Here is an 18,806-nt window from a genome sequence, read left to right on the forward strand (position 1 = left end):
TGGCCTTCACGGACAACGGCGTCAGCGGGTGCCGGCTCCGGGGAAGGTGAGCGTGCCCAGGGCGGCGACCAGCGGCGCGAGTTCGGGGAGGGTTTCGGCGTCGGTGAGGGCCTCGGCCAGTGCCGCGTCGTGGGTCGGGCGGGCCGACGTCAGCAGGGCCTGGCCCGCCGGCGTCACCTCCGTGTAGATGCCGCGGCGGTCGTCCGCGCAGAGGTAGCGGGCCAGCAGCCCGCGGCCCTCCAGCCGCGTGACCAGGCGCGTCGTCGCCGACTGGCTGAGCACCACCGCGGTGGCGAGCTGGTTCATCCGGAGGTGGAAGCCGTCCTGGCGGGCGAGCGCGTCGAGCACGCTGTACTCGCTGACCGAAAGCTCGTGGTCGCGTTCGAGCGCGCGCTGCAGCCTGTCCTCGATCCGCGCGTGCAGCGCGGCCAGCGTGCGCCAGCCCTGCGCACGGGTTTCGACGGCGTCGTCGTCCAGTGACACGGTTCACTCCTCCTCGGCTTGCACGCACAGCGCGCCAGGCTGCACTATCAAGCGTGTGCAATATACGGCGCGTGCAACTATCTCGGACGCCGGTAGTTGCTCACGCTCACAAGCCTACTCCGGAAGAAGGAAGTCCATGCCCGCCGCTCTGCTCGCACTGGCGATCAGCGCGTTCGGGATCGGCACCACCGAGTTCGTGATCATGGGCCTGCTGCCCGAGGTCGCGGGCGACTTCGGTGTCTCGATCCCGTCCGCAGGCCTGCTCATCTCGGGTTACGCGCTCGGCGTCGTCGTCGGCGCGCCCGTGCTCACCGCGCTCGCCTCGCGGGTGCCGCGCAAGACCGTGCTCGTCGCGCTGATGGGCCTGTTCATCGCGGGCAACGTGCTCTCGGCGCTGGCCCCGAGCTACGGCCTGCTGATGACCGGCCGGGTGGTCGCCGCCCTCTCCCACGGCGCGTTCTTCGGCGTCGGCTCGGTCGTGGCGGCCTCGCTCGTCGTTCCGGCCAAGCAGGCCAGCGCCATCGCGATGATGTTCACCGGGCTGACCGTGGCCAACGTCCTCGGCGTGCCGGCCGGCACCGCGCTCGGCCAGGCCTTCGGCTGGCGCTCGACGTTCTGGGTGGTCAGCGCCCTGGGCGTGGCCGGCGCGCTCGGCATCCTCGCGCTCGTGCCGCACCAGAAGCCGGACCCGGGCGCGGGCCTGCGCGGCGAACTCGCCGTGTTCCGCCGCCCTCAGGTGTGGCTCGCGCTCGCGATGACGGCCCTCGGTTTCGCCGGGGTGTTCGCGTCCTTCACCTACATCGCGCCGATGATGACCGAGGTCGCCGGCTTCTCGAGCGGCGCCGTCACCTGGCTGCTCGTGCTCTTCGGCGCCGGGCTGTTCGCCGGCAACCTGCTCGGCGGCAGGGCCGCGGACCGCAGGCTGATGCCCAGCCTGTACGTCATCCTCGCGGCCCTCGCGCTGGTGCTCGTCGCGTTCGTCTTCACCGCGCACGCGAAGGTGCCGGCCGCGATCACGATCGTGCTGTTCGGCGCGGCCGGCTTCGCGACCGTCCCGCCCCTGCAAGCCCGCGTGATGGCCAAGGCCGAGGGCGCTCCGGCGCTGGCCTCGGCGGCGAACATCGCCGCGTTCAACCTCGGCAACGCGGGTGGTGCGTGGCTCGGCGGCCAGGCGATCGGCGCCGGCCTCGGCTACACCGCCCCCAACTGGATCGGCGCCGTGCTCGCCGCGGCCGGCCTGGCCGTGGCGCTCGTCTCCGGCCTGCTCGACCGCAAGGCCCCGGCGCGTTTCGCCGCCGGGGATCGGGTACCCGCCCGATGAACCGCCCACCGAAAGGACCCTTCGTGACCAGCGTTCCCGAGATCGAACTCAACAACGGCGTGCGGATGCCGCAGCTCGGCTTCGGCGTCTTCCAGGTCCCGGACGCCGAGACCAAGGCCGCGGTGACGGCCGCCCTCGAAGCCGGCTACCGCAGCATCGACACCGCCGCCGTCTACGGCAACGAAGCCGGTGTCGGCCAGGCGCTGGCCGAGTCCGGCATCGCCCGCGACGAGCTGTTCGTCACCACCAAGCTGTGGAACTCCGCGCAGGGCTACGACGCGACGCTCAAGGCGTTCGACGAGAGCCTCGCGAAGCTGGGCCTGGAGCAGCTGGACCTGTACCTGATCCACTGGCCGACGCCCGAGCGCGACAAGTACCTGGACACCTGGAAGGCGTTCGAGAAGCTCTACGCGGACGGCCGGGTCCGCGCGATCGGCGTGTCCAACTTCCAGCCCGCGCACCTCGAGCGCCTGCTCGACGCCGCCGAGATCGCCCCGGCGCTCAACCAGGTCGAGCTGCACCCGTACCTGCAGCAGCACGAGGTCCGCGAGTTCGACGCGAAGAACGGCATCGCGACCGAGGCGTGGAGCCCGCTGGCCAAGGGCGGCTCGCTGCTGGGCGACCCGATCGTCGCGGAGCTCGCGGTGAAGCACGGCCGCACGCCCGCGCAGATCGTGCTGCGCTGGCACCTGCAGCTGGGCAACGTGGTGATCCCGAAGTCCGTGACGCCGTCGCGGATCCAGGAGAACTTCGACCTGTTCGGGTTCACCCTCACGGAGGAGGAACTGGAGTCGCTGACGCCGCTGAACCGCGGCGAGCGCACCGGTCCGGACCCGGACACGTTCAACGCCGCCTGATCCTTCCGGCACCCGGCCCGGCACTTTCACGGGAAAGTGCCGGGTTCGGTCACACCTTGCGGGCGACGCCGCCCAGCGTCAGGAAGTTCAGCTCGCTCAACGGGTGGATCCGCGGCCCGTCCGGCCACCATTCGTGCAGGTAGACCAGCCCCGGCCGGAGCAGTTCGAGGCCCTCGAAGAACGACGTGATCTGCTCGCGCGACCGATGGACGCTGCCCAGCCCGGTGCCCTGGAAACTGGTCTCCAGCAACCGCGCCAGCTCCTGGCGCGGGGAGTCCTCTTCGGGGTCGAAGTTGTGCGTGAGCAGCAGGTACGACCCGGGAGCGAGCGCGGCGGCGTACTCCGAGACGATCCTTTTCGCCCGGTCGTAGTCGTCGATGTGGTGGACGATCGAGGTCAGGATCAGCGCCACCGGCTCGGTGAAGTCCAGGTGTTCGCGCACGACCGGGTCGGCGAGGGTCTCCGCCGGTTTCGTGAGGTCCGCGCCGGTGACGTGGGTGAGGTAGTTCTCCTCCAGCAGGGCCCGCCCGTGCACCTGCACGACCGGGTCGTTGTCGACGTACACCACCTGCGCGTCGGGGTTGTATCTCTGCGCCACCTGATGGGTGTTCTCCGCGGTCGGCATGCCCGAGCCCAGGTCCAGGAACTGACCGATGCCACGCTTTCCGGCGAGGAACCGCACCGCGCGGACCAGCCAGTCGCGGTGTTCCTTCGCCATCGTGCGCGCGCCGGGCGCGATCGCCAGCAGCCGCCGCATCGCTTCGCGGTCGACCTCGTAGTGATCGTGCCCGCCGAGCAGCGCGTCGGACAGCCGGGCCAAGCTCGCCTTGCTGAAATCGAGGGAAGCTGCGCCTCCCTCGGCCCCGGACCGCAGGTCCCCAGGCGTCATCGACTCTCCCTCGTCGAGCGGCGGACGAGCCCCTGCCCCGGGCCCCGCCTGCCGTGTCCGGCAACGGACAGTGCTCAGACTACGACATGGCGTTCATCAAGTGAACCGCGCGCAAGGGCCTTGCCTGCCAGCGGTAATCAGCCGAACAGGAGTTCGTGCCAGCTCGTTCCACCGTCCGTGGACCGGTACAGAGCGGAGCCGCCGGCCGCGTCGGGCTGGCCGTCGACGACCACACCGGTGCCGCGGCCCGGGAAGTCCAGATCGGTCAGGCTGAGGCCGCGTTCCGAGAGGACGGTCGTCGTCCAGGTGCGGCCGCCGTCGGCCGTGCTGTGCAGGAAGCCCACGCCGCCGCCCTCGGCCGCGATCGTCGCCGACGCCGGTGATGCCGCCCCGAAGCCCTGCGTGATGCCGACGACCGGCGCCGCGTCCGTGCCGCTGAACGTGCCGCCGAGCCGCGGTGCGTGCCGCACGCTCCGCTCGGTCGAACCCGGCTGCGGCGAGCCGGGACTGCTGCTGCACAACGCCACGACCTGCCGGTCCCGGACGCCGGCGAGCGACGCGACCGTCCCCGTCGGGCACGGCGGCGCGGCGGGCGTGAAGCTCACGCCGTCGCGCGAAGTCCAGTACTTCTCGTCGCCGTAGTTGGCGCCGAGCGCGACCTGCAGGCCGCCGCCGACGGCGAGGTCGCCGTAGGTGATGTCGCCGGTGACCGCGAAGCCCGGCACCGGGACCAGCACCGGCGCGCCGGCGGCCGCCGAGTACAGCCGCGTCGAGCCGCGGCCTTCGCCGTACGTGCTGAGCACGGCGAAGACGCGCCCGCCGGTCTCGGTGATCTTCGAGACGTAGAACGGTTCTCGCGCGCCTACGAGCCCGACCGGGTGCCAGGTCGCGCCGCCGTCGCGCGTCGTCCGCACGTGCACGCCGTCGCTGACGTACGCGACGCGCTCGGTGACGAACGTCAGCGCGACGTGGTTGTGGTTGTCCGGCAGCGCCAGCGACGGCGCGCCCAGCCGCCGCCAGTGGTGCCCGCCGTCCGCGGTGGCCAGCAGCGACGGGCACCAGGACTTCGCACAGGGCGAGTAGCCGAGGACGTACCCGGTGTCCGGGCCGGTCCAGCTCGTCGACGCGGGCTGGAAGCCTTTCGGGACAACGGTTTCCGCGGAGGCGGGCGAGGCGGGGACGGCCAGGGCGGTGAGGACGGACAGCGTCAGTGCCGTACGCCGGAGGATGCTCATGATCACCTGGACGTGCCGTGGGCACCCGAGTTGCCCGCCCCGGCCGGGGTTCAGCCGCCCGGCTCAGCCCCGCGCGGCCAGCCGGGTGTCCAGCTCGCCGAGGTCGCTCACGAACCAGACGTCCCGGCCGCGGTTCGACTCCCGTACGACGTCGCGGAACGCGGTGCTCGCCGCGATGTGCGCGCTGACGTCGCCGAGCAGGACCAGCCGGAAGCCGTACTGGACGATCTTCGAGAAGAAGTGCCCGATCAGCTTGGTGTGCATGTCGAAGAACCGCTCGGGGAACCGCTCCACCGGCACGACGAGCACGCTCGCGCCGGACCCGAACGTCGCGCCGATCAGGTCGACGGCGTCCTGCTCGGTGGCCAGCTCGGGCCCGTCACCCGGGACGAGCCACACCGGCACCTCGTGCCGCACGTCGATCATGATCGTTCTCCCTTTCAGCCCAGGCCTTCGACGAACCCCGCGACCATCCGCAGCAGGTCGGCGCCCGCGGCGAGGTCGCCCAGCACGATGACCTTCAGGACGCCGCGCTCCCGGTCGTAGATCGTTTCGGCGCGCAGGGACTCACCGCCGTCCCGCGGTCCCAGCAGCGACGCGTGGACCGTGGTGGCGATCCGGTCGGCCGTCGCCCGGTCGACGTCGTCGATCTCGACCACGCTCGACAGGTCCGCCCGCTTGGCGGGTGCCGCGGTGGCCGGGAGCCCGGTGAAGGCGGCCAGGTCGGCCGCGGTGATCCGGTACTGCTTGCCGATCCGGACCGCCTTCAGCCGCCCGTCGCGCACGTAGTTCCGGACGGTCCGCACGTGCAGGCCGAGCTGTGTCGCGACCTGTTCGACGGAGTAGACCTCCTGCGCCATGCCCCTCCTCGTTTCCTCAAACTACCGTATCACACCGCATGATGCGGAAGTTTACGGAATACCTGGTTTGCCGTCCCCGGCACCGGGTACTTCCCCCTGGCACCGCACGCCCCAGATCCGTCCACAGAGGACTGTCGAAAGGACGGCGCCGACGATGCCGTATCCCCCTCCCCCCGAGCAGCCCTACGATCCGCGGTACGAGCCCGCCGCGACCGAAGAAGTCGTGGAGCGGACCCATCCGCGCATCCGGATCGTGCGCACGGTCAACGCTCTCATCCACCTCGTGTGCGCGGTGTTCGCGCTCGTCCTCGCCGTGCACATCGTGCTCGTCTTTGGCGAGGCGAACGCGGCGAACGGGTTCGCGCACCTCATCTCCGAATGGTCGGGCGGTGTCTCGCTCGGGCTGCGCGACCTCTTCACACCGGACTCCGAGAAGTTCCGGGTCTTCTGCAACGACGGCCTGGCCGCGGTCATCTGGCTCGTCATCGGCGCCGTGCTGACCGACGTCATCACGCGCATCGGCGTCCCCGGCCCGAGGCGGGTCTGGTACCGCCGTCGCAGCTACCGCTGACCGGCACGGAAAGGGCCCCCGGATCGCGATCCGGGGGCCCTTTCCGTGTCCGGGGTATCAGCTCTGCTGCGGCTGTTCGGCGACGGTCTCGACCGGAGCCGGAGCCGGCTGCGGCCGGGTCTCGGCGGGGGCGGCGCCCCGGGGTGCGGGGACCTCCTCGGCGGCGACCACGTCGAAGTGTTCACGGCACCAACGGCCGTAGCGCCGGGCGTTCACTGTCATTGCGTCCACCTCCTCTCGGCGATCCTGGTCACACCCTCAGCGTCCTCCGCCGGAACACCGAAAGCCAACATATTTAAGCGGGACTTAAGGACACAGCCGGGTGAATGTCCACAGAGGACGGCTTCAGCCCGCGAACTCCCGCACGACCGCGGCGCAGAACGCCGGCAGGTCGTCCGGGTTGCGGCTGGAGACCAGGCCGTCGTCCACGACGACTTCTTCGTCGACGACCGTGGCCCCGGCGTTACGCAGATCGGTCCGGATGCTCGGGTACGACGTCAGCGTGCGGCCACGCACGACATCCGCCTCGACGAGCGTCCACGGACCGTGGCAGATCACGCCGACCGGCTTCCCGGCCCGCACGAAGTCGCCCACGAACTTCACGGCCTCGGGATTCACCCGCAGGTTGTCGGGGTTCATCGTGCCGCCGGGCAGCAGCAGCGCGTCGAAGTCGCCGATCGCCACGTCGGAAACCTTGCGGTCGACGGCGAACGTGTCGCCCTTGTCGATGTCGCCGTTCATCGCCTGGATCTCCCCGGTGTCCAGCGACACGAGCTCGACGGTCGCGCCCTCGTCGAGCACGGCCTGACGCGGCTGCTCCAGCTCGACCTGCTCGACGCCGTCCGCGGCCAGGATCGCGACCCGGCGGCCTTCAAGTGCATTCGCCATGGCATCCGAATTACCCGCTCGGACGCCCGGCAAACGCGCCGTCGATCAGTCGGCGCACTCCACGGCCAGCACGGCGATGTCGTCGTGGGCGGAGTTGCCGAGCCAGTCGCGCACGGCCTGGCGCAGCCGCCGGACGACCTCGCGGGCCGGCTGCCCGGCCGCGGCCGTCAGCACCGCGCGCAGCCGGTCGTCGCCGAACAGCTCCGACGGGTTGTGCCGGTTGCGGGCCTCGGTGATGCCGTCGGTGTAGAGCAGGCACAGGTCGCCGGGGCCCAGCCGCACCCGCGCCTCGGCGAACCGGGCCTGGGGCGAGATGCCGACCAGCGTGCCCGGCACGGTGACCTCTTCGACGCCGCCCGCGTGGCGCACGATCAGCGGCGCCGGGTGCCCGCCGGAGGCGAGCGTCAGGTCGACGCCCTCGTCGGTCGGCGTGGCCGTGCCGAGCACGAGGGTGGCGAACCGGCTGCTGCCGCCGGCGATGAGCAGCTCGTTGAGCAGCCGCAACAGGGTCCGGCCGTCGCGTTCGACCATCGCGAGCGCGGTGAGCGCGTGCCGGACCCGGCCGGTCAGCGCCGCGGCCTCGGCGCCCTTGCCGCAGATGTCGCCGAGCACCAGGAACGCGCTGCCGTCGTCGTGCGGCAGGACGTCGTAGAAGTCGCCGCCGACCGTGAGCACCCCGGCGGCCGGCTCGTACCAGGTCTCGAACCGGGCGCCGTCCAGCTCGGGCGGGTCGGCCGGGCGCAGCGTGGTCTCGAGGCCGCGCGTCGCCTCCTCCTGCCGGGCGTAGCGCTGCGCGTTGGCCAGCGCGGTGCCCGACGCCTTCGCGAACTCGACCACCGCGCGAGCCTGCTCGGTACCGAACTCCGGGTCCGTGCGGCGGCCCAGCAGCAGCGCGCCGGTGACCCCGGCGCTCGCGCTCGGGCCCAGCGAGACGACCGTGACGTCGGCGTGCCCGGCGAACCGGTCGGCGACGATCGAGGGCAGCGTGGCGACCTCCGCCGCGGGCACCGGGGACGGCCGCGGGGGCCCGGTGACACCGAACGTCGCCGCCAGCACCGGCGCGACCTGGGCGGGCAGCCGCCGGATCCGGCCGTGGCCGTGCGCGGACGGACGCTCGCAGCTCCACCACTCCCACCGGCCGCGGGTGGTGGGCAGCAGCACGAACGCGGTCTCGGCGAGCGCTGACGCGGCCAGCTCGGCGATCACCCGGGCGGTGCCGTGGCGGCCGCGCGCCGAGGCCAGCCGGGGCCCGGCCTCGGCCAGGAAGTCGCCCACGTGCGGCCGGGCGGTGCTGCTCTCGGCGAGGCTCGGGACCGTCCACGAGTGCCACCCGCCGGGCAGCGCCCGGACGCGGGCGGGGTGGCGGTGACCCTGTACTTCGACGTGCCCGGAGGTTTCGGCGACGGGGTGCAGCTTCGGCTCGGTGTCGCCGGTCAGCGTCCGCCCGGCGGGGTTCGCCCAGCGCAGCACACCCTCGGCGTCCTGCAGGAACACCGCGTCCCGGACGTCCTCCAGCACGGCCCGTCCGAAGGCGTCGAAGCCCGGCGGCGCGTCACCGGCGGCCATCGGCGGCAGGGCTGCCGACGCCGGAGCCGGACGTGACACCATGCACGGACCTCCTGCCTCCGGACTGCTATCGCACGGCTACCGCGTGAGCGGGCGGACTGGCTCGAAGTGTAGGGCGAATCATGGCACGCTGGGTCGACGACCATGGCTGGCGCATGCGTGGTGGAGAGGGTCGGCACACATGACAACGGAATCCCAGGGCGAAGCGGCGGCGCTGGAGCGGCTGCTCGTGGCGGTGCGGGATCTCGGGGACGGCAACTTCCGGCGGCGGCTCGTGCCGCACGGCGACGGCGTCTCGGCGCAGCTCGCCGTCGCGTTCAACGACATCGCCGAGCGCAACCAGCGGCTCGTGAGCGAACTGCTGCGGGCGCGCACGGCGGTCGGCCAGGAAGGCCGGCTGCTCGAACGGCTGGAGACCGAGGTCGGGCCCGGCGGCTGGGCCACCGCCGTCGACGCCGTCAACGGCCTGGTCGACGACCTCACCCGGCCGGCCATCGAGCTGGAGCGCGTGCTCGGCGGGGTCGCCGACGGCGACCTGTCCCAGCCGATGACCCTCACCCTCGACGGCCGCCCGCTGCAGGGCGCGTACGCCACGCTGGCGAAGACGGTCAACGGCCTCATCGCGCAGCTCTCGCGCTTCGCCGCCGAAGTGACGAGGCTCTCCCGCGAGATCGCGGGTGAGGGACGTCTCGGCGGCCAGGCCGTCGTCCCCGGTGTGTCCGGGACCTGGCGCGACCTCACCGACTCCGTCAACTTCATGGCCGACAACCTCACCGAGCAGGTCCGCAACATCGCGCAGGTCACCACGGCCGTCGCGCGCGGCGACCTGACCCAGAAGATCAACGTCGACGCCCGCGGCGAGATCCTCGAGCTCAAGAACACCATCAACACCATGGTGGACCAGCTTTCGTCGTTCGCCGACGAGGTCACCCGCGTCTCCCGCGAGGTCGGCTCGGACGGCAAGCTCGGCGGCCAGGCCCAGGTGCCGGGCGTCGCCGGCACGTGGCGCGACCTGACCGACTCGGTCAACCTGATGGCCGACAACCTGACCGACCAGGTCCGCGGGATCTCGCAGGTGGCGACCGCGGTGGCCACCGGCGACCTGACGAAGAAGATCGACGTCGACGCCCGCGGCGAGATCCTGCAGCTGAAGAACACGCTCAACACGATGGTCGACCAGCTCTCGGCGTTCGCCGGCGAGGTCACCCGCGTCGCGCGCGAGGTCGGCAGCGAGGGCAAGCTCGGCGGGCAGGCCGAGGTGGCCGGCGCGGCCGGGACGTGGCGCAGCCTCACCGACTCGGTCAACGGGATGGCCGACAACCTGACCGACCAGGTCCGCAACATCTCCCACGTGACCACGGCCGTGGCGAGGGGCGACCTGACGCAGAAGATCACCGTCGACGCCCGGGGCGAGATCCTCGAGCTCAAGACGACCATGAACACCATGGTGGACCAGCTCTCCGCGTTCGCCGACGAAGTCACCCGGGTGGCCCGCGAGGTGGGCACCGAGGGTCAGCTGGGCGGGCAGGCGCAGGTTCCCGGCGTCGCCGGCACCTGGCGCGACCTCACCGGCTCGGTGAACTTCATGGCGAACAACCTGACCACCCAGGTCCGCAACATCGCCCAGGTCGCGACGGCCGTCGCGCGCGGTGACCTGACTCAGAAGATCGCGGTGGACGCGCGGGGCGAGATCCTCGAACTCAAGACCACGCTCAACACCATGGTCGACCAGCTCTCCGCCTTCGCCGACGAAGTCACCCGCGTCGCCCGCGAAGTCGGCACCGAAGGCAAGCTCGGCGGCCAGGCCACCGTGCCCGGGGTCGCCGGGACCTGGAAGGACCTGACCGACAACGTCAACTTCATGGCGAACAACCTGACCGACCAGGTCCGGAACATCGCCACGGTGACGTCGGCGGTCGCGAAGGGCGACCTGACGCAGAAGATCTCGGTCGACGCGCGGGGCGAGATCCTCGAACTCAAGACCACGCTTAACACCATGGTCGACCAGCTCTCCGCGTTCGCGGACGAGGTCACGCGTGTGGCCCGCGAAGTCGGCACCGAAGGCAAGCTCGGCGGCCAGGCCACCGTCCGCGGCGTCGCGGGCACGTGGAAGGACCTCACCGACAACGTCAACGTCATGGCCACCAACCTGACCGACCAGGTGCGCAGCATCGCCACCGTGGCGACCGGCGTGGCCAACGGCGACCTGTCGAAGAAGATCTCGATCGTCGCCCAGGGCGAGGTCGCGGCGCTGGCCGAGACGCTCAACGGCATGGTCGAGACGCTGCGCGCGTTCGCGGACGAGGTCACGCGCGTCTCGCGCGAGGTCGGCACCGAAGGCATCCTCGGCGGCCAGGCGCGGGTCCCCGGCGTGGCCGGGACCTGGAAGGACCTGACCGAGAACGTCAACTTCATGGCCCACAACCTGACCAGCCAGGTCCGGAACATCTCGCAGGTCACCACGGCCGTCGCGCGGGGCGACCTGACGAAGAAGATCGACGTCGACGCCCGCGGCGAGATCCTCGAGCTGAAGACGACCATGAACACGATGGTCGACCAGCTCTCGGCGTTCGCCTCCGAGGTCACGCGCGTGGCGCGCGAGGTCGGCACCGAGGGCAAGCTGGGCGGCCAGGCCGAGGTCGACGGCGTGTCCGGCACCTGGCAGCGGCTCACCGAGAGCGTGAACCAGCTGGCCGGGAACCTGACCACGCAGGTCCGCGCGATCGCCCAGGTGGCCACCGCGGTGACCGCGGGCGACCTGACCCGGCACATCACGGTCGACGCGTCCGGTGAGGTCTCGGACCTCAAGGACAACATCAACCAGATGATCGCGAACCTCAAGGAGACGACGAGGACCAACACCGAGCAGGACTGGCTGAAGACGAACCTCGCCCAGCTGTCCGGCCGGATGCAGGGGCACCGCGACCTCGCGTCGGTCGGCGCGCTGATCCTGTCCGAGCTGGCACCCCTGGTCCGGGCGCAGCAGGGCGCGTTCTTCCTGGCCCGCGACGACGACCGCGACGGCACGGTGCTGGAGTGCATCGCCGCCTACGGCCTCGCCCAGTCCCGCGCCGGCCTGCGGTTCGCGATCGGCGAGTCGCTGATCGGCCAGGCCGCCGTCGACCACCGCACGATCCTGGTCCACAACGCGCCGCCGGAGTACGCGATGGTGTCGTCCGGGCTCGGCTCGGCGTCGCCGGTCAACCTCATCGTGCTGCCGGTGCTGTTCCAGGGCGAGGTGCTCGGGGTGCTGGAGCTGGCCTCGGTCAACGAGTTCAGCACCGTCCACCAGGACCTGCTCGAACAGCTGCGCCACACGATCGGCGTCAACGTCAACACGATCCTGTCGAACTCCCGCACCGAGGCGCTGCTGACCGAGTCGCAGCGGCTGGCGCAGGAGCTGCGCGCGCGGTCCGAGCAGCTGCAGGCCCAGCAGGGCGAGCTGCGGCGGTCCAACACCGAGCTGGCCGAGAAGGCCGCGCTGCTCGCCCAGCAGAACCGCGACATCGAGGTCAAGAACAGCGAGATCGAGCAGGCCCGCCAGGAGCTGGAGGAGCGGGCCGGGCAGCTGACGGTCGCGTCGCAGTACAAGACCGAGTTCATGGCGAACATGTCGCACGAGCTGCGGACGCCGCTGAACAGCGCGTTGATCCTGGCGAAGCTGCTGTCGGAGAACCCCGAGGGCAACCTCACCGAGAAGCAGATCCAGTTCGCCCGCACGATCTACGCGGCGGGCTCCGACCTGCAGCAGCTGATCAACGACATCCTGGACCTGGCGAAGGTCGAGGCCGGTCGGCTGGACATGCAGATGTCCGACATCACGCTGCCGGAGCTGGTGGACTACGTCGAGTCGCTGTGCCGTCCGCTCACCGCCGACAAGGGCCTCGAGTTCGCCGTCCACATCGACCCGCCGGTGCCGGGCAGCGTCCACACCGACGAGCACCGCCTCCAGCAGATCCTGCGCAACCTGCTCTCCAACGCGGCGAAGTTCACCGACGAGGGCGGCGTCCGCCTGCACATCCGCGCGGCCGACCCGGCCGAGGTCGAGCAGGAGGCGCTGCGGACCGCGCCGGGCATCATCGCGTTCGCCGTCGAGGACACCGGCATCGGCATCCCCGAGGAGAAGCTGGCGGTCATCTTCGAGGCGTTCCGCCAGGCCGACGGCACCACGAGCCGCAAGTACGGCGGCACCGGCCTGGGCCTCAACATCAGCCAGCAGCTCACGGAGCTCCTGGGCGGCGAGCTGCGCGTGGTGAGCGAGCCGGGCAAGGGCTCGACGTTCACCCTGTACCTCCCGGTGGCAGCGTCCAACCTGGTCGACCCGGCCGTGACGGCCCTTTCGTCGCCCAGGCTCCCGCCGGTCCCCAGCACGGTCCTGGTGGCCGCCCCGGACATCGCCCCGAAGCGCTTCCAGGGCGAGAAGGTCCTGATCGTCGACGACGACCTGCGGAACGTGTTCGCCCTGGCCGCGGTCCTGGAACAGGCCGGCCTGGAGGTCGTCTACGCGGAGACGGGCGTCGACGGCATCCGCGCCCTGGAGCGCAACGAGGACACCGCGCTGGTCCTGATGGACGTGATGATGCCGGAGCTGGACGGAAACGCCACGATCGCGGCCATCCGCGCGGAGGCGGCCAACGCGGACCTCCCGGTGATCGCCGTCACGGCGAAGGCCACCGCGGAAGACCGGGCCAGGACCCTGGCCAGCGGCGCGGACGAGTACATCACCAAGCCGGTGGACACGGACAAACTGCTGGACGTGATAGCCGCCAAGCTGGAGGCCGACGCAGCCTCGGCCCGGGACGACTACGAGGTCCCCGGCCCTTTCGATGGTGGAGCGGGTGACGGGAATCGAACCCGCGTAGCTAGTTTGGAAGACTAGGGCTCTACCATTGAGCTACACCCGCGTGCCCCCGAGGTACCCGGGTGCGAGGTCAGCTTAGCGTGACCCGCTAGGCTGATCGCACACCCCCCTGGGGGTGAGACCGGGATGTGGCGCAGCTTGGTAGCGCATTCGCTTTGGGAGCGAAGGGTCGCAGGTTCAAATCCTGTCATCCCGACTCGATTCCGCGGTTTGTCATGTCCGCGGAGGGCGCGGACCTCGGGCGGAATCCTCGTAGTGTCTCCCGGGGGCCGAGCCCCCCGGACCCCCCACGGTGCCTCTGGTGCGGCCTGACAGCGTGGTTGCCCTTCGGACCGGGTCAGGGTTGCTGCCGGGCCATCGCGACGTTTGCGGCTGATTCCCTTGGTGACTCAGGGGAATCCCGCCGGGGTTGGCCGCCCCGGGGAGGGGCGGCCAACCCTTTCTGGCTTAGTGGCCGTAGGCCTGCAGGGTGTTTGTTGCCGGGACTACTACCAGGCCGTTGCCTGCGGCTAGGCCTGTCAGGGGCTGGCTTGCGTTGTGCTCGTCCGGGTCCGTGATCGGGGCGCCGACGTTCGTGGACCAGACCGGCTGGCCCGTTGCGCCGTTCAGGGCCCACAGCTCGCCGGTGCGGGAACCCACGTAGACGTAGCCGTTCACCACTATCGGGGCCGTGGACAGCTGGTTGTCGCCCGCGAACGTCCAGCGGGACTCCAGCGTGCGGCTGTGGCGCTCCTGGAGGACGCCTTCGTCGACGAAGTAGCCCTCGTGACCGTCGAACGCCGGGGCCGGGGACCAGCCCGCCGCCGGGTACGTGCCCCGGGTCGTGCCGTTCGTGAGGTTGAGGACCGACGGGGTCATGCCCGCGTCGTCGCGGATCCAGAGGCCGCCGTCCGCCACCACCGGGGTGCGGCCGCCGCCGCCTTCGCAGCTCGTTTCGTGGTGCCACGTCGGGGTGCCCGTCTTCGGGTCGAACGCGTACGCCTGCTCGCACGCGTACGAGACGTAGACGCCGGTGGCCGTGACGGCCGGCGAGCTGTTGTCGCCGTTCATCACCGACTGGGTCCACAGCACCGCGCCGGTGGCGGCGTCCACCGCGTACAACGTGCCGCCCGAACCGGCGCCGCCCGTGTACACCACACCCGCGGCGAACGTCGGCGGCGAGGTGAACGAGTACTGGCCCGGCATCTTGGCGGTCCAGAGCTGCGCCCCGGTGGCCGGGTTGAACGCCGTCAGCTGACCGTCGTAGTTCTGCGCGTAGAGCCGGCCGCCCCCGTAGGCCAGCGCGGACCACCAGTACGTGCCGCCGAGCGCGACGGGCGCCCAGGCGTCCTTGCCCGTCGCCGCGTTGACGGCGTGCAGGATCGTGCCGTACCCGTTCGGCGAGGACGAGGTGGCGAACACCCGCCCGCCGGCGACGATCGGGTACGAGACCGCCCCGCCGAAGTCACGCGACCACTTCCGGTCCAGCGGCGGCGCGGCCACCCCGCTGTCGATCAGCGTGCCGTCGTGCCGGGCGTCGACCTGGTAGGTGACCGAGACCCCGGTCTGCGCGGCCTGCGCCGCCGGTGCCGCGAACCCCGCGACCGGCAGCACCGCCCCCACCAGGGCGGCGATGGTTCTGCGAAGCTTCATTCGGATGACCCCTCGTCTCTCCGGCGCCGCCGCGGCGGCGCGTGCGGAGGCGGGCCGGCCCCCGGATTCGGCGGCCCGCATCCCCTCCCCCGCACACCCTCAAGCTAGCGAAGGGGTCCGACATTTTCGGACCGCTTTTCCGCCGCATGACCGCTCACCGGGACACGGTCCGGTTCCCCGGCACCGGCACCACGCGCGCGGCCGGCCGGACACCGCCGGAAGGGGGAACCAGCCACCCGGCCAGGGTTTCCGCGATCGGCCCGGGCTGCTCCTCCGGCGTGTGGTGCCCGGCGACGACGTCGTGGTGCACCACCTCCAGCGCCGCGAAGGTCTCCCGGCACCACTCGACCATCGGCGGCGTCAGCATCGTCCCGGGCCCCGGTTCGAACGTCATCAGCAGCTTCGGGATCTCCGACGTCGCCGCCAGCCAGCGGCCGAACGCCTCGATTCGCGCCACCACCGGCGCCGGTTCGCCGCCCAGGGGCAGCGAACGCGCCCACTGCAGCACCGGTACGCGGTGTGCCGTCCGGTATTCCGGCGGGAGCCCGGCGAAGAAGCCCGACAGGTCTCCCGACTTCTTGATCTCGCGGAACACCGCGGCGCCCTCGGGTGGAAACTCCGTCCAGGACATGGGTTTCAGCACCGCTTCGGTGAACGCCAGGCCGCGGACCCGCGCCGGGTGGCGTGACGCCCAGTCCGCCGCCAGCGCGCCACCCCAGTCGTGACCGACCAGCACCACGTCGTCCAAGCCGAGTTCGTCGAACCACGCGTCGAGGTAGCGGGCGTGGTCGTCGAAGGTGTACTCGATGTCCGGCCGCGGCGAGGAGCCCATGCCGATCAGGTCCGGTGCGAGGCGGCGGCCCGGCAGGGACGGCGTCACGTTGCGCCACAGGTACGACGATGTCGGGTTGCCGTGCAGGAACACCAAGGGTGCTCCTGTTCCGATGTCCCGATAGGACAGTGTCGTCATTTGAACGCCGCCGCGTTGCGCGCGGCCCACTCAGCGAAGGGGCGCGGTGGGCGGCCCAGTACCCGTGCGACGTCCGGGCTCACCTGCTGCTCACGCGGGGTTGGTGCGCCCAGGATGTTCAGGGTTGCGTCGGCCACCTCCGGGGGCATGAAGGCCAGCATCGTCTGAAGGGCCTCCTCGCGCGTCTGCGGGATGAAGTCCACCTGCTCGCCTAGTGCTTCGCCGATTGCCGCCGCCTGTTGGCGGGGTGTTATTGCGGCCGGGCCGGTCAGCTCGTAGATGTCGCCGGAGCGGTCCGACAGCAACGCCGATGCCGCCACCTCGGCGATGTCCTGCGGGTCGATCAGCGGCAGGGCCACATCGCCGAAGGGAGCCGCCAGCTTTCGAGCCGTGCGTACGCTTTCCGCCCACTGGAAGGCGTTCGACGCGAAGCCACCCGGGCGCAGCATCGTCCACTTCAGACCCGACGCTCGTACGGAGTCCTCCAGCACCGTGGGATGGCGGCCGGTCGCCACTCCCTGCGACGACAGCAGGACCACCCGGCCGACGCCGGCCGATCGGGCCGCGGCCAGCAGGTCGTCCAGTGGCGCGAAACCGCCTGGCACCATCAGGAACAGCGCCTCGACACCGTCCAAAGCGGACTCGACGGAGGGCACCACGCGCACGCCGTCCGGTACGTCCGGGGTCTTCTGGCGGGATACCGCCGCCACCTGTTCGCCTGCCGCGGCCAATACTCGGACCAGTGGCCTTCCGACGTTTCCCGTCGCTCCCATGACTGTGATCATGCGGAGGACGCTACATTCCGACGTATAGTAGGTACCTAGAGGAAAGTAATGGCTGGAGGCCCCGAAAGTGACCGGAACCACACCCGAGCTGGCCTGCCCGATCGCGCCGGTGGTCGACATCGTCTTCAGCCGCTGGACGACGCCGATCCTGTGGTCGCTCAAGGAGTACGGGCGGCAGCGGTTCGTCGAGCTGGAACGCCGCATCGGCACGATCACGCCGAAAGTGCTCACCCAGCGACTGCGGCAGCTGGAGCGCGACGGCCTGATCACCCGCACCTACCACGCGGAGGTGCCGCCGCGGGTGGAGTACGAGATCAGCGAGCTGGGCCGCAGCCTCGGCCCGCTGTTCGCCAGCCTTTCCGAGTGGTCCGGCAACCTCGACCGGGTCGAAGCGGCCCGGGAGGCCTACGACAGCCGGTCCCGCCGCTGAGGGGCGACGGGACCCGCACCGGGCCGGAGGAGCTACTCCGTGACCTGCCGCGCCGTCGCCATCGCGCGGTCGGTCTCCCAGAACGCGCGCATCGACGTGATCAGGCCGTCCTCGCCCACCCGGTAGACGAACACCCCGTCCGTGTCGACGCGGTAGCCGCCCGGGAGGTACGTCGTGATCGTGCCGACGTTCGCCACCTCGTCGCCCGCCGCGTGCGAGTCGCGGATGTCGAACTCGAAGCGCTCGACGGTGCCGATCGTCTTGTCCCAGAACGCGCTGATCCCGTCGCGGCCGTGGTGACCCTTGCCCTCTTCGTCGAAGAACGACCGGCCGACCGGGTCCTCGACGACCCCGTCCGGCGCGAACAGGTCCAGCCACGCCTCCTTGTCCCCCGCCGTCACCGCGGTCATCGACGCGAGCGCCGCGCGCCGCGCGGGCGGCTGCTCCGCCGACGTGTCCCAGCTGACCTGCACGCCCATCGCCGTCACTCCCCGAACTTGTCGATGATCTCGGCCCCGAACTTGTGGATCGACTCCAGCTTCGGCTCGACCGGGGCGTCGAACCCGACGCCGTCGAACACCCACGGCATGGTGATGACGTCGGTGACGCCGGCCTCGGCCTGCTCGCGGTAACCGTCGAGGCCGAACTTGTCGATGCAGACGGCCTGGTACTCGAACGGGTCGTCGGCGCGGCCGCGCTCGGCCAGCAGCTCCTTCAGGCGAGCGATCGTCTCGCGCAGCTCCTCGAGCTTCATCATCGCCGACGACCAGCCGTCGGCGACGCGGGCCGCGCGCCGCAGCGCGACGTCGGTGTGGCCGCCGATGTAGAACGGCACGCGCTTCGGCGGCGCCGGGCTCATCTGCAGCTTGTCGAAGTCGTAGAACTCGCCGTGGTACTCGACCATGCCGCCGTCGAGGATCAGCCGGAGCACGTCGATGGCCTCGTCGACGCGCTTGCCGCGCCGCTCGAACGGCACCCCGCAGTACTCGAACTCCTGCGGCAGCCAGCCGACGCCGAGGCCGAGCCCGAACCGGCCGCCGGTGAGCACCGACGCCGAGCCGACCTGGCGCGCGAGCAGCACCGGGTTGCGCGACCCGAGCTTCAGCACCGACGTGTAGAACTCGATGCGGCTGGTGACCGCGCCCATGGCGGCGGTCGCGACCAGCGGGTCGACCCAGGGCGTGTCGGCGGTCCAGAACCGGCTGCCGTCGGGGGTGTACGGATAGTCTGTGGAGACCGTCTCCGCGTAGAAGAGCGAGTCCGGCAGGGCGATGGAGGCGAAGCCGGCCTCTTCCGCGGCCCGGGCGAGCTCGCCCAGCTGATCAAGCGGGTTCATCGCGATCGACAGGGTGAACTTCATGGTACGGAACTATAACGTGTTCTAGTTTCTTCGGCCAGGCCTGGCCGTGGGCCGGATCACTCCCGGGGAACCCTCCGCGTAACGTCCGCGTTGTCCGA

At 71.1% G+C, this 18,806-nt stretch carries 18 protein-coding genes and 2 tRNA genes; 6 read left to right on the forward strand and 14 right to left on the reverse strand.

Annotation, left to right across the window (positions count from 1 at the left end; genetic code table 11):
* Nucleotides 1-21: 21 nt before the first annotated feature.
* Nucleotides 22-483 (reverse strand): MarR family winged helix-turn-helix transcriptional regulator, encoded by a 462-nt coding sequence (locus tag VA596_RS45530; RefSeq protein ID WP_323336409.1) that lies wholly within the window; start codon nucleotides 481-483, stop codon nucleotides 22-24.
* A gap of 136 nt (nucleotides 484-619) precedes the next feature.
* On the opposite strand from VA596_RS45530, the gene VA596_RS45535 reads away from it, so the two are divergent.
* Both VA596_RS45535 and VA596_RS45540 read left to right on the forward strand, forming a co-directional pair.
* Nucleotides 620-1,804 (forward strand): MFS transporter, encoded by a 1,185-nt coding sequence (locus tag VA596_RS45535; RefSeq protein WP_323336411.1) that lies wholly within the window; start codon nucleotides 620-622, stop codon nucleotides 1,802-1,804.
* A 23-nt stretch (nucleotides 1,805-1,827) separates the two neighbouring features.
* The gene (locus tag VA596_RS45540) at nucleotides 1,828-2,661 is read left to right on the forward strand and encodes an aldo/keto reductase (RefSeq protein WP_323336413.1); all 834 of its coding nucleotides are present in this window, start codon (nucleotides 1,828-1,830) and stop codon (nucleotides 2,659-2,661) included.
* A gap of 49 nt (nucleotides 2,662-2,710) precedes the next feature.
* On the opposite strand, the gene VA596_RS45545 is transcribed toward VA596_RS45540, so the two are convergent.
* From VA596_RS45545 to VA596_RS45560, 4 genes are all read right to left on the reverse strand, one after another.
* Nucleotides 2,711-3,550 carry an SAM-dependent methyltransferase gene (locus VA596_RS45545; RefSeq protein ID WP_323336415.1) on the reverse strand — a complete coding sequence of 280 codons (840 nt, stop codon included), beginning with the start codon at nucleotides 3,548-3,550 and terminating at the stop codon, nucleotides 2,711-2,713.
* 137 nt (nucleotides 3,551-3,687) lie between these two features.
* A complete protein-coding gene (locus tag VA596_RS45550; RefSeq protein WP_410171985.1) occupies nucleotides 3,688-4,791 on the reverse strand; it encodes a sialidase family protein in 1,104 nt (367 codons plus the stop codon).
* Between the two features lie 57 nt (nucleotides 4,792-4,848).
* A complete protein-coding gene (locus VA596_RS45555; RefSeq protein WP_323336419.1) occupies nucleotides 4,849-5,211 on the reverse strand; it encodes a DUF4180 domain-containing protein in 363 nt (120 codons plus the stop codon).
* Nucleotides 5,212-5,225: 14 nt separating this feature from the next.
* Nucleotides 5,226-5,645: a helix-turn-helix domain-containing protein gene (locus VA596_RS45560; protein ID WP_323336421.1), complete on the reverse strand. Its 420-nt coding sequence runs from the start codon at nucleotides 5,643-5,645 to the stop codon at nucleotides 5,226-5,228.
* A 154-nt stretch (nucleotides 5,646-5,799) separates the two neighbouring features.
* Between VA596_RS45560 and VA596_RS45565 the strand changes: the two genes are divergently transcribed.
* Complete coding sequence (locus tag VA596_RS45565) at nucleotides 5,800-6,216, forward strand: hypothetical protein (RefSeq protein ID WP_323336422.1); 417 nt, start codon at nucleotides 5,800-5,802, stop codon at nucleotides 6,214-6,216.
* Nucleotides 6,217-6,273: 57 nt separating this feature from the next.
* Here the strand turns inward: VA596_RS45565 and VA596_RS45570 are convergent, their stop codons facing one another.
* The 3 genes from VA596_RS45570 to VA596_RS45580 form a co-directional block, all read right to left on the reverse strand.
* Nucleotides 6,274-6,438 (reverse strand): hypothetical protein, encoded by a 165-nt coding sequence (locus VA596_RS45570; protein ID WP_323336424.1) that lies wholly within the window; start codon nucleotides 6,436-6,438, stop codon nucleotides 6,274-6,276.
* A gap of 123 nt (nucleotides 6,439-6,561) precedes the next feature.
* Nucleotides 6,562-7,104, reverse strand: coding sequence for a type 1 glutamine amidotransferase domain-containing protein (locus tag VA596_RS45575; protein WP_323336426.1), 543 nt, complete (start codon nucleotides 7,102-7,104; stop codon nucleotides 6,562-6,564).
* Nucleotides 7,105-7,149: 45 nt separating this feature from the next.
* Complete coding sequence (locus VA596_RS45580; RefSeq protein WP_323336428.1) at nucleotides 7,150-8,712, reverse strand: SpoIIE family protein phosphatase; 1,563 nt, start codon at nucleotides 8,710-8,712, stop codon at nucleotides 7,150-7,152.
* Nucleotides 8,713-8,851: 139 nt separating this feature from the next.
* On the opposite strand from VA596_RS45580, the gene VA596_RS45585 reads away from it, so the two are divergent.
* Nucleotides 8,852-13,549 carry a HAMP domain-containing protein gene (locus VA596_RS45585; protein WP_323336645.1) on the forward strand — a complete coding sequence of 1,566 codons (4,698 nt, stop codon included), beginning with the start codon at nucleotides 8,852-8,854 and terminating at the stop codon, nucleotides 13,547-13,549.
* On the opposite strand, the gene VA596_RS45590 is transcribed toward VA596_RS45585, so the two are convergent.
* A tRNA-Gly gene (locus VA596_RS45590) sits at nucleotides 13,501-13,574 on the reverse strand. The genes VA596_RS45585 and VA596_RS45590 overlap by 49 nt on opposite strands.
* A gap of 79 nt (nucleotides 13,575-13,653) precedes the next feature.
* Here VA596_RS45590 and VA596_RS45595 point away from each other — a divergent pair.
* Nucleotides 13,654-13,727, forward strand: a tRNA-Pro gene (locus VA596_RS45595).
* A 251-nt stretch (nucleotides 13,728-13,978) separates the two neighbouring features.
* Here VA596_RS45595 and VA596_RS45600 read toward each other — a convergent pair.
* The 3 genes from VA596_RS45600 to VA596_RS45610 all read right to left on the reverse strand — a co-directional run bounded on the left by VA596_RS45600 (nucleotide 13,979) and on the right by VA596_RS45610 (nucleotide 16,918).
* A complete protein-coding gene (locus VA596_RS45600; protein ID WP_323336431.1) occupies nucleotides 13,979-15,163 on the reverse strand; it encodes an outer membrane protein assembly factor BamB family protein in 1,185 nt (394 codons plus the stop codon).
* A 154-nt stretch (nucleotides 15,164-15,317) separates the two neighbouring features.
* Nucleotides 15,318-16,088 carry an alpha/beta fold hydrolase gene (locus VA596_RS45605; RefSeq protein WP_323336647.1) on the reverse strand — a complete coding sequence of 257 codons (771 nt, stop codon included), beginning with the start codon at nucleotides 16,086-16,088 and terminating at the stop codon, nucleotides 15,318-15,320.
* Nucleotides 16,089-16,129: 41 nt separating this feature from the next.
* Nucleotides 16,130-16,918 carry an NAD(P)H-binding protein gene (locus VA596_RS45610; RefSeq protein ID WP_323336433.1) on the reverse strand — a complete coding sequence of 263 codons (789 nt, stop codon included), beginning with the start codon at nucleotides 16,916-16,918 and terminating at the stop codon, nucleotides 16,130-16,132.
* A 67-nt stretch (nucleotides 16,919-16,985) separates the two neighbouring features.
* On the opposite strand from VA596_RS45610, the gene VA596_RS45615 reads away from it, so the two are divergent.
* Nucleotides 16,986-17,348, forward strand: a complete 363-nt coding sequence (locus tag VA596_RS45615) for a winged helix-turn-helix transcriptional regulator (RefSeq protein WP_323336435.1) — start codon at nucleotides 16,986-16,988, stop codon at nucleotides 17,346-17,348.
* A gap of 32 nt (nucleotides 17,349-17,380) precedes the next feature.
* On the opposite strand, the gene VA596_RS45620 is transcribed toward VA596_RS45615, so the two are convergent.
* Together VA596_RS45620 and VA596_RS45625 are read right to left on the reverse strand one after the other, a co-directional pair.
* Nucleotides 17,381-17,827, reverse strand: coding sequence for a nuclear transport factor 2 family protein (locus VA596_RS45620; protein ID WP_323336437.1), 447 nt, complete (start codon nucleotides 17,825-17,827; stop codon nucleotides 17,381-17,383).
* A 5-nt stretch (nucleotides 17,828-17,832) separates the two neighbouring features.
* A complete protein-coding gene (locus tag VA596_RS45625) occupies nucleotides 17,833-18,708 on the reverse strand; it encodes an LLM class F420-dependent oxidoreductase (protein ID WP_323336439.1) in 876 nt (291 codons plus the stop codon).
* Between the last annotated feature and the right edge of the window lie 98 nt (nucleotides 18,709-18,806).

Source organism: Amycolatopsis heterodermiae (assembly GCF_034929455.1).
Taxonomy (GTDB): Bacteria; Actinomycetota; Actinomycetes; order Mycobacteriales; family Pseudonocardiaceae; genus Amycolatopsis; species Amycolatopsis heterodermiae.

Bases quoted from the DNA above. Each gene is read 5' to 3' on its own strand.
- VA596_RS45535 (WP_323336411.1), top strand. From the start codon at position 620: ATGCCCGCCGCTCTGCTCGCACTGGCGATCAGCGCGTTCGGGATCGGC.
- VA596_RS45545 (WP_323336415.1), bottom strand. From the start codon at position 3,550: ATGACGCCTGGGGACCTGCGGTCCGGGGCCGAGGGAGGCGCAGCTTCC.
- VA596_RS45555 (WP_323336419.1), bottom strand. From the start codon at position 5,211: ATGATCGACGTGCGGCACGAGGTGCCGGTGTGGCTCGTCCCGGGTGAC.
- VA596_RS45560 (WP_323336421.1), bottom strand. From the start codon at position 5,645: ATGGCGCAGGAGGTCTACTCCGTCGAACAGGTCGCGACACAGCTCGGC.
- VA596_RS45565 (WP_323336422.1), top strand. From the start codon at position 5,800: ATGCCGTATCCCCCTCCCCCCGAGCAGCCCTACGATCCGCGGTACGAG.
- VA596_RS45570 (WP_323336424.1), bottom strand. From the start codon at position 6,438: ATGACAGTGAACGCCCGGCGCTACGGCCGTTGGTGCCGTGAACACTTC.
- VA596_RS45575 (WP_323336426.1), bottom strand. From the start codon at position 7,104: ATGGCGAATGCACTTGAAGGCCGCCGGGTCGCGATCCTGGCCGCGGAC.
- VA596_RS45580 (WP_323336428.1), bottom strand. From the start codon at position 8,712: ATGGTGTCACGTCCGGCTCCGGCGTCGGCAGCCCTGCCGCCGATGGCC.
- VA596_RS45585 (WP_323336645.1), top strand. From the start codon at position 8,852: ATGACAACGGAATCCCAGGGCGAAGCGGCGGCGCTGGAGCGGCTGCTC.
- VA596_RS45600 (WP_323336431.1), bottom strand. From the start codon at position 15,163: ATGAAGCTTCGCAGAACCATCGCCGCCCTGGTGGGGGCGGTGCTGCCG.
- VA596_RS45610 (WP_323336433.1), bottom strand. From the start codon at position 16,918: ATGATCACAGTCATGGGAGCGACGGGAAACGTCGGAAGGCCACTGGTC.
- VA596_RS45620 (WP_323336437.1), bottom strand. From the start codon at position 17,827: ATGGGCGTGCAGGTCAGCTGGGACACGTCGGCGGAGCAGCCGCCCGCG.
- VA596_RS45625 (WP_323336439.1), bottom strand. From the start codon at position 18,708: ATGAAGTTCACCCTGTCGATCGCGATGAACCCGCTTGATCAGCTGGGC.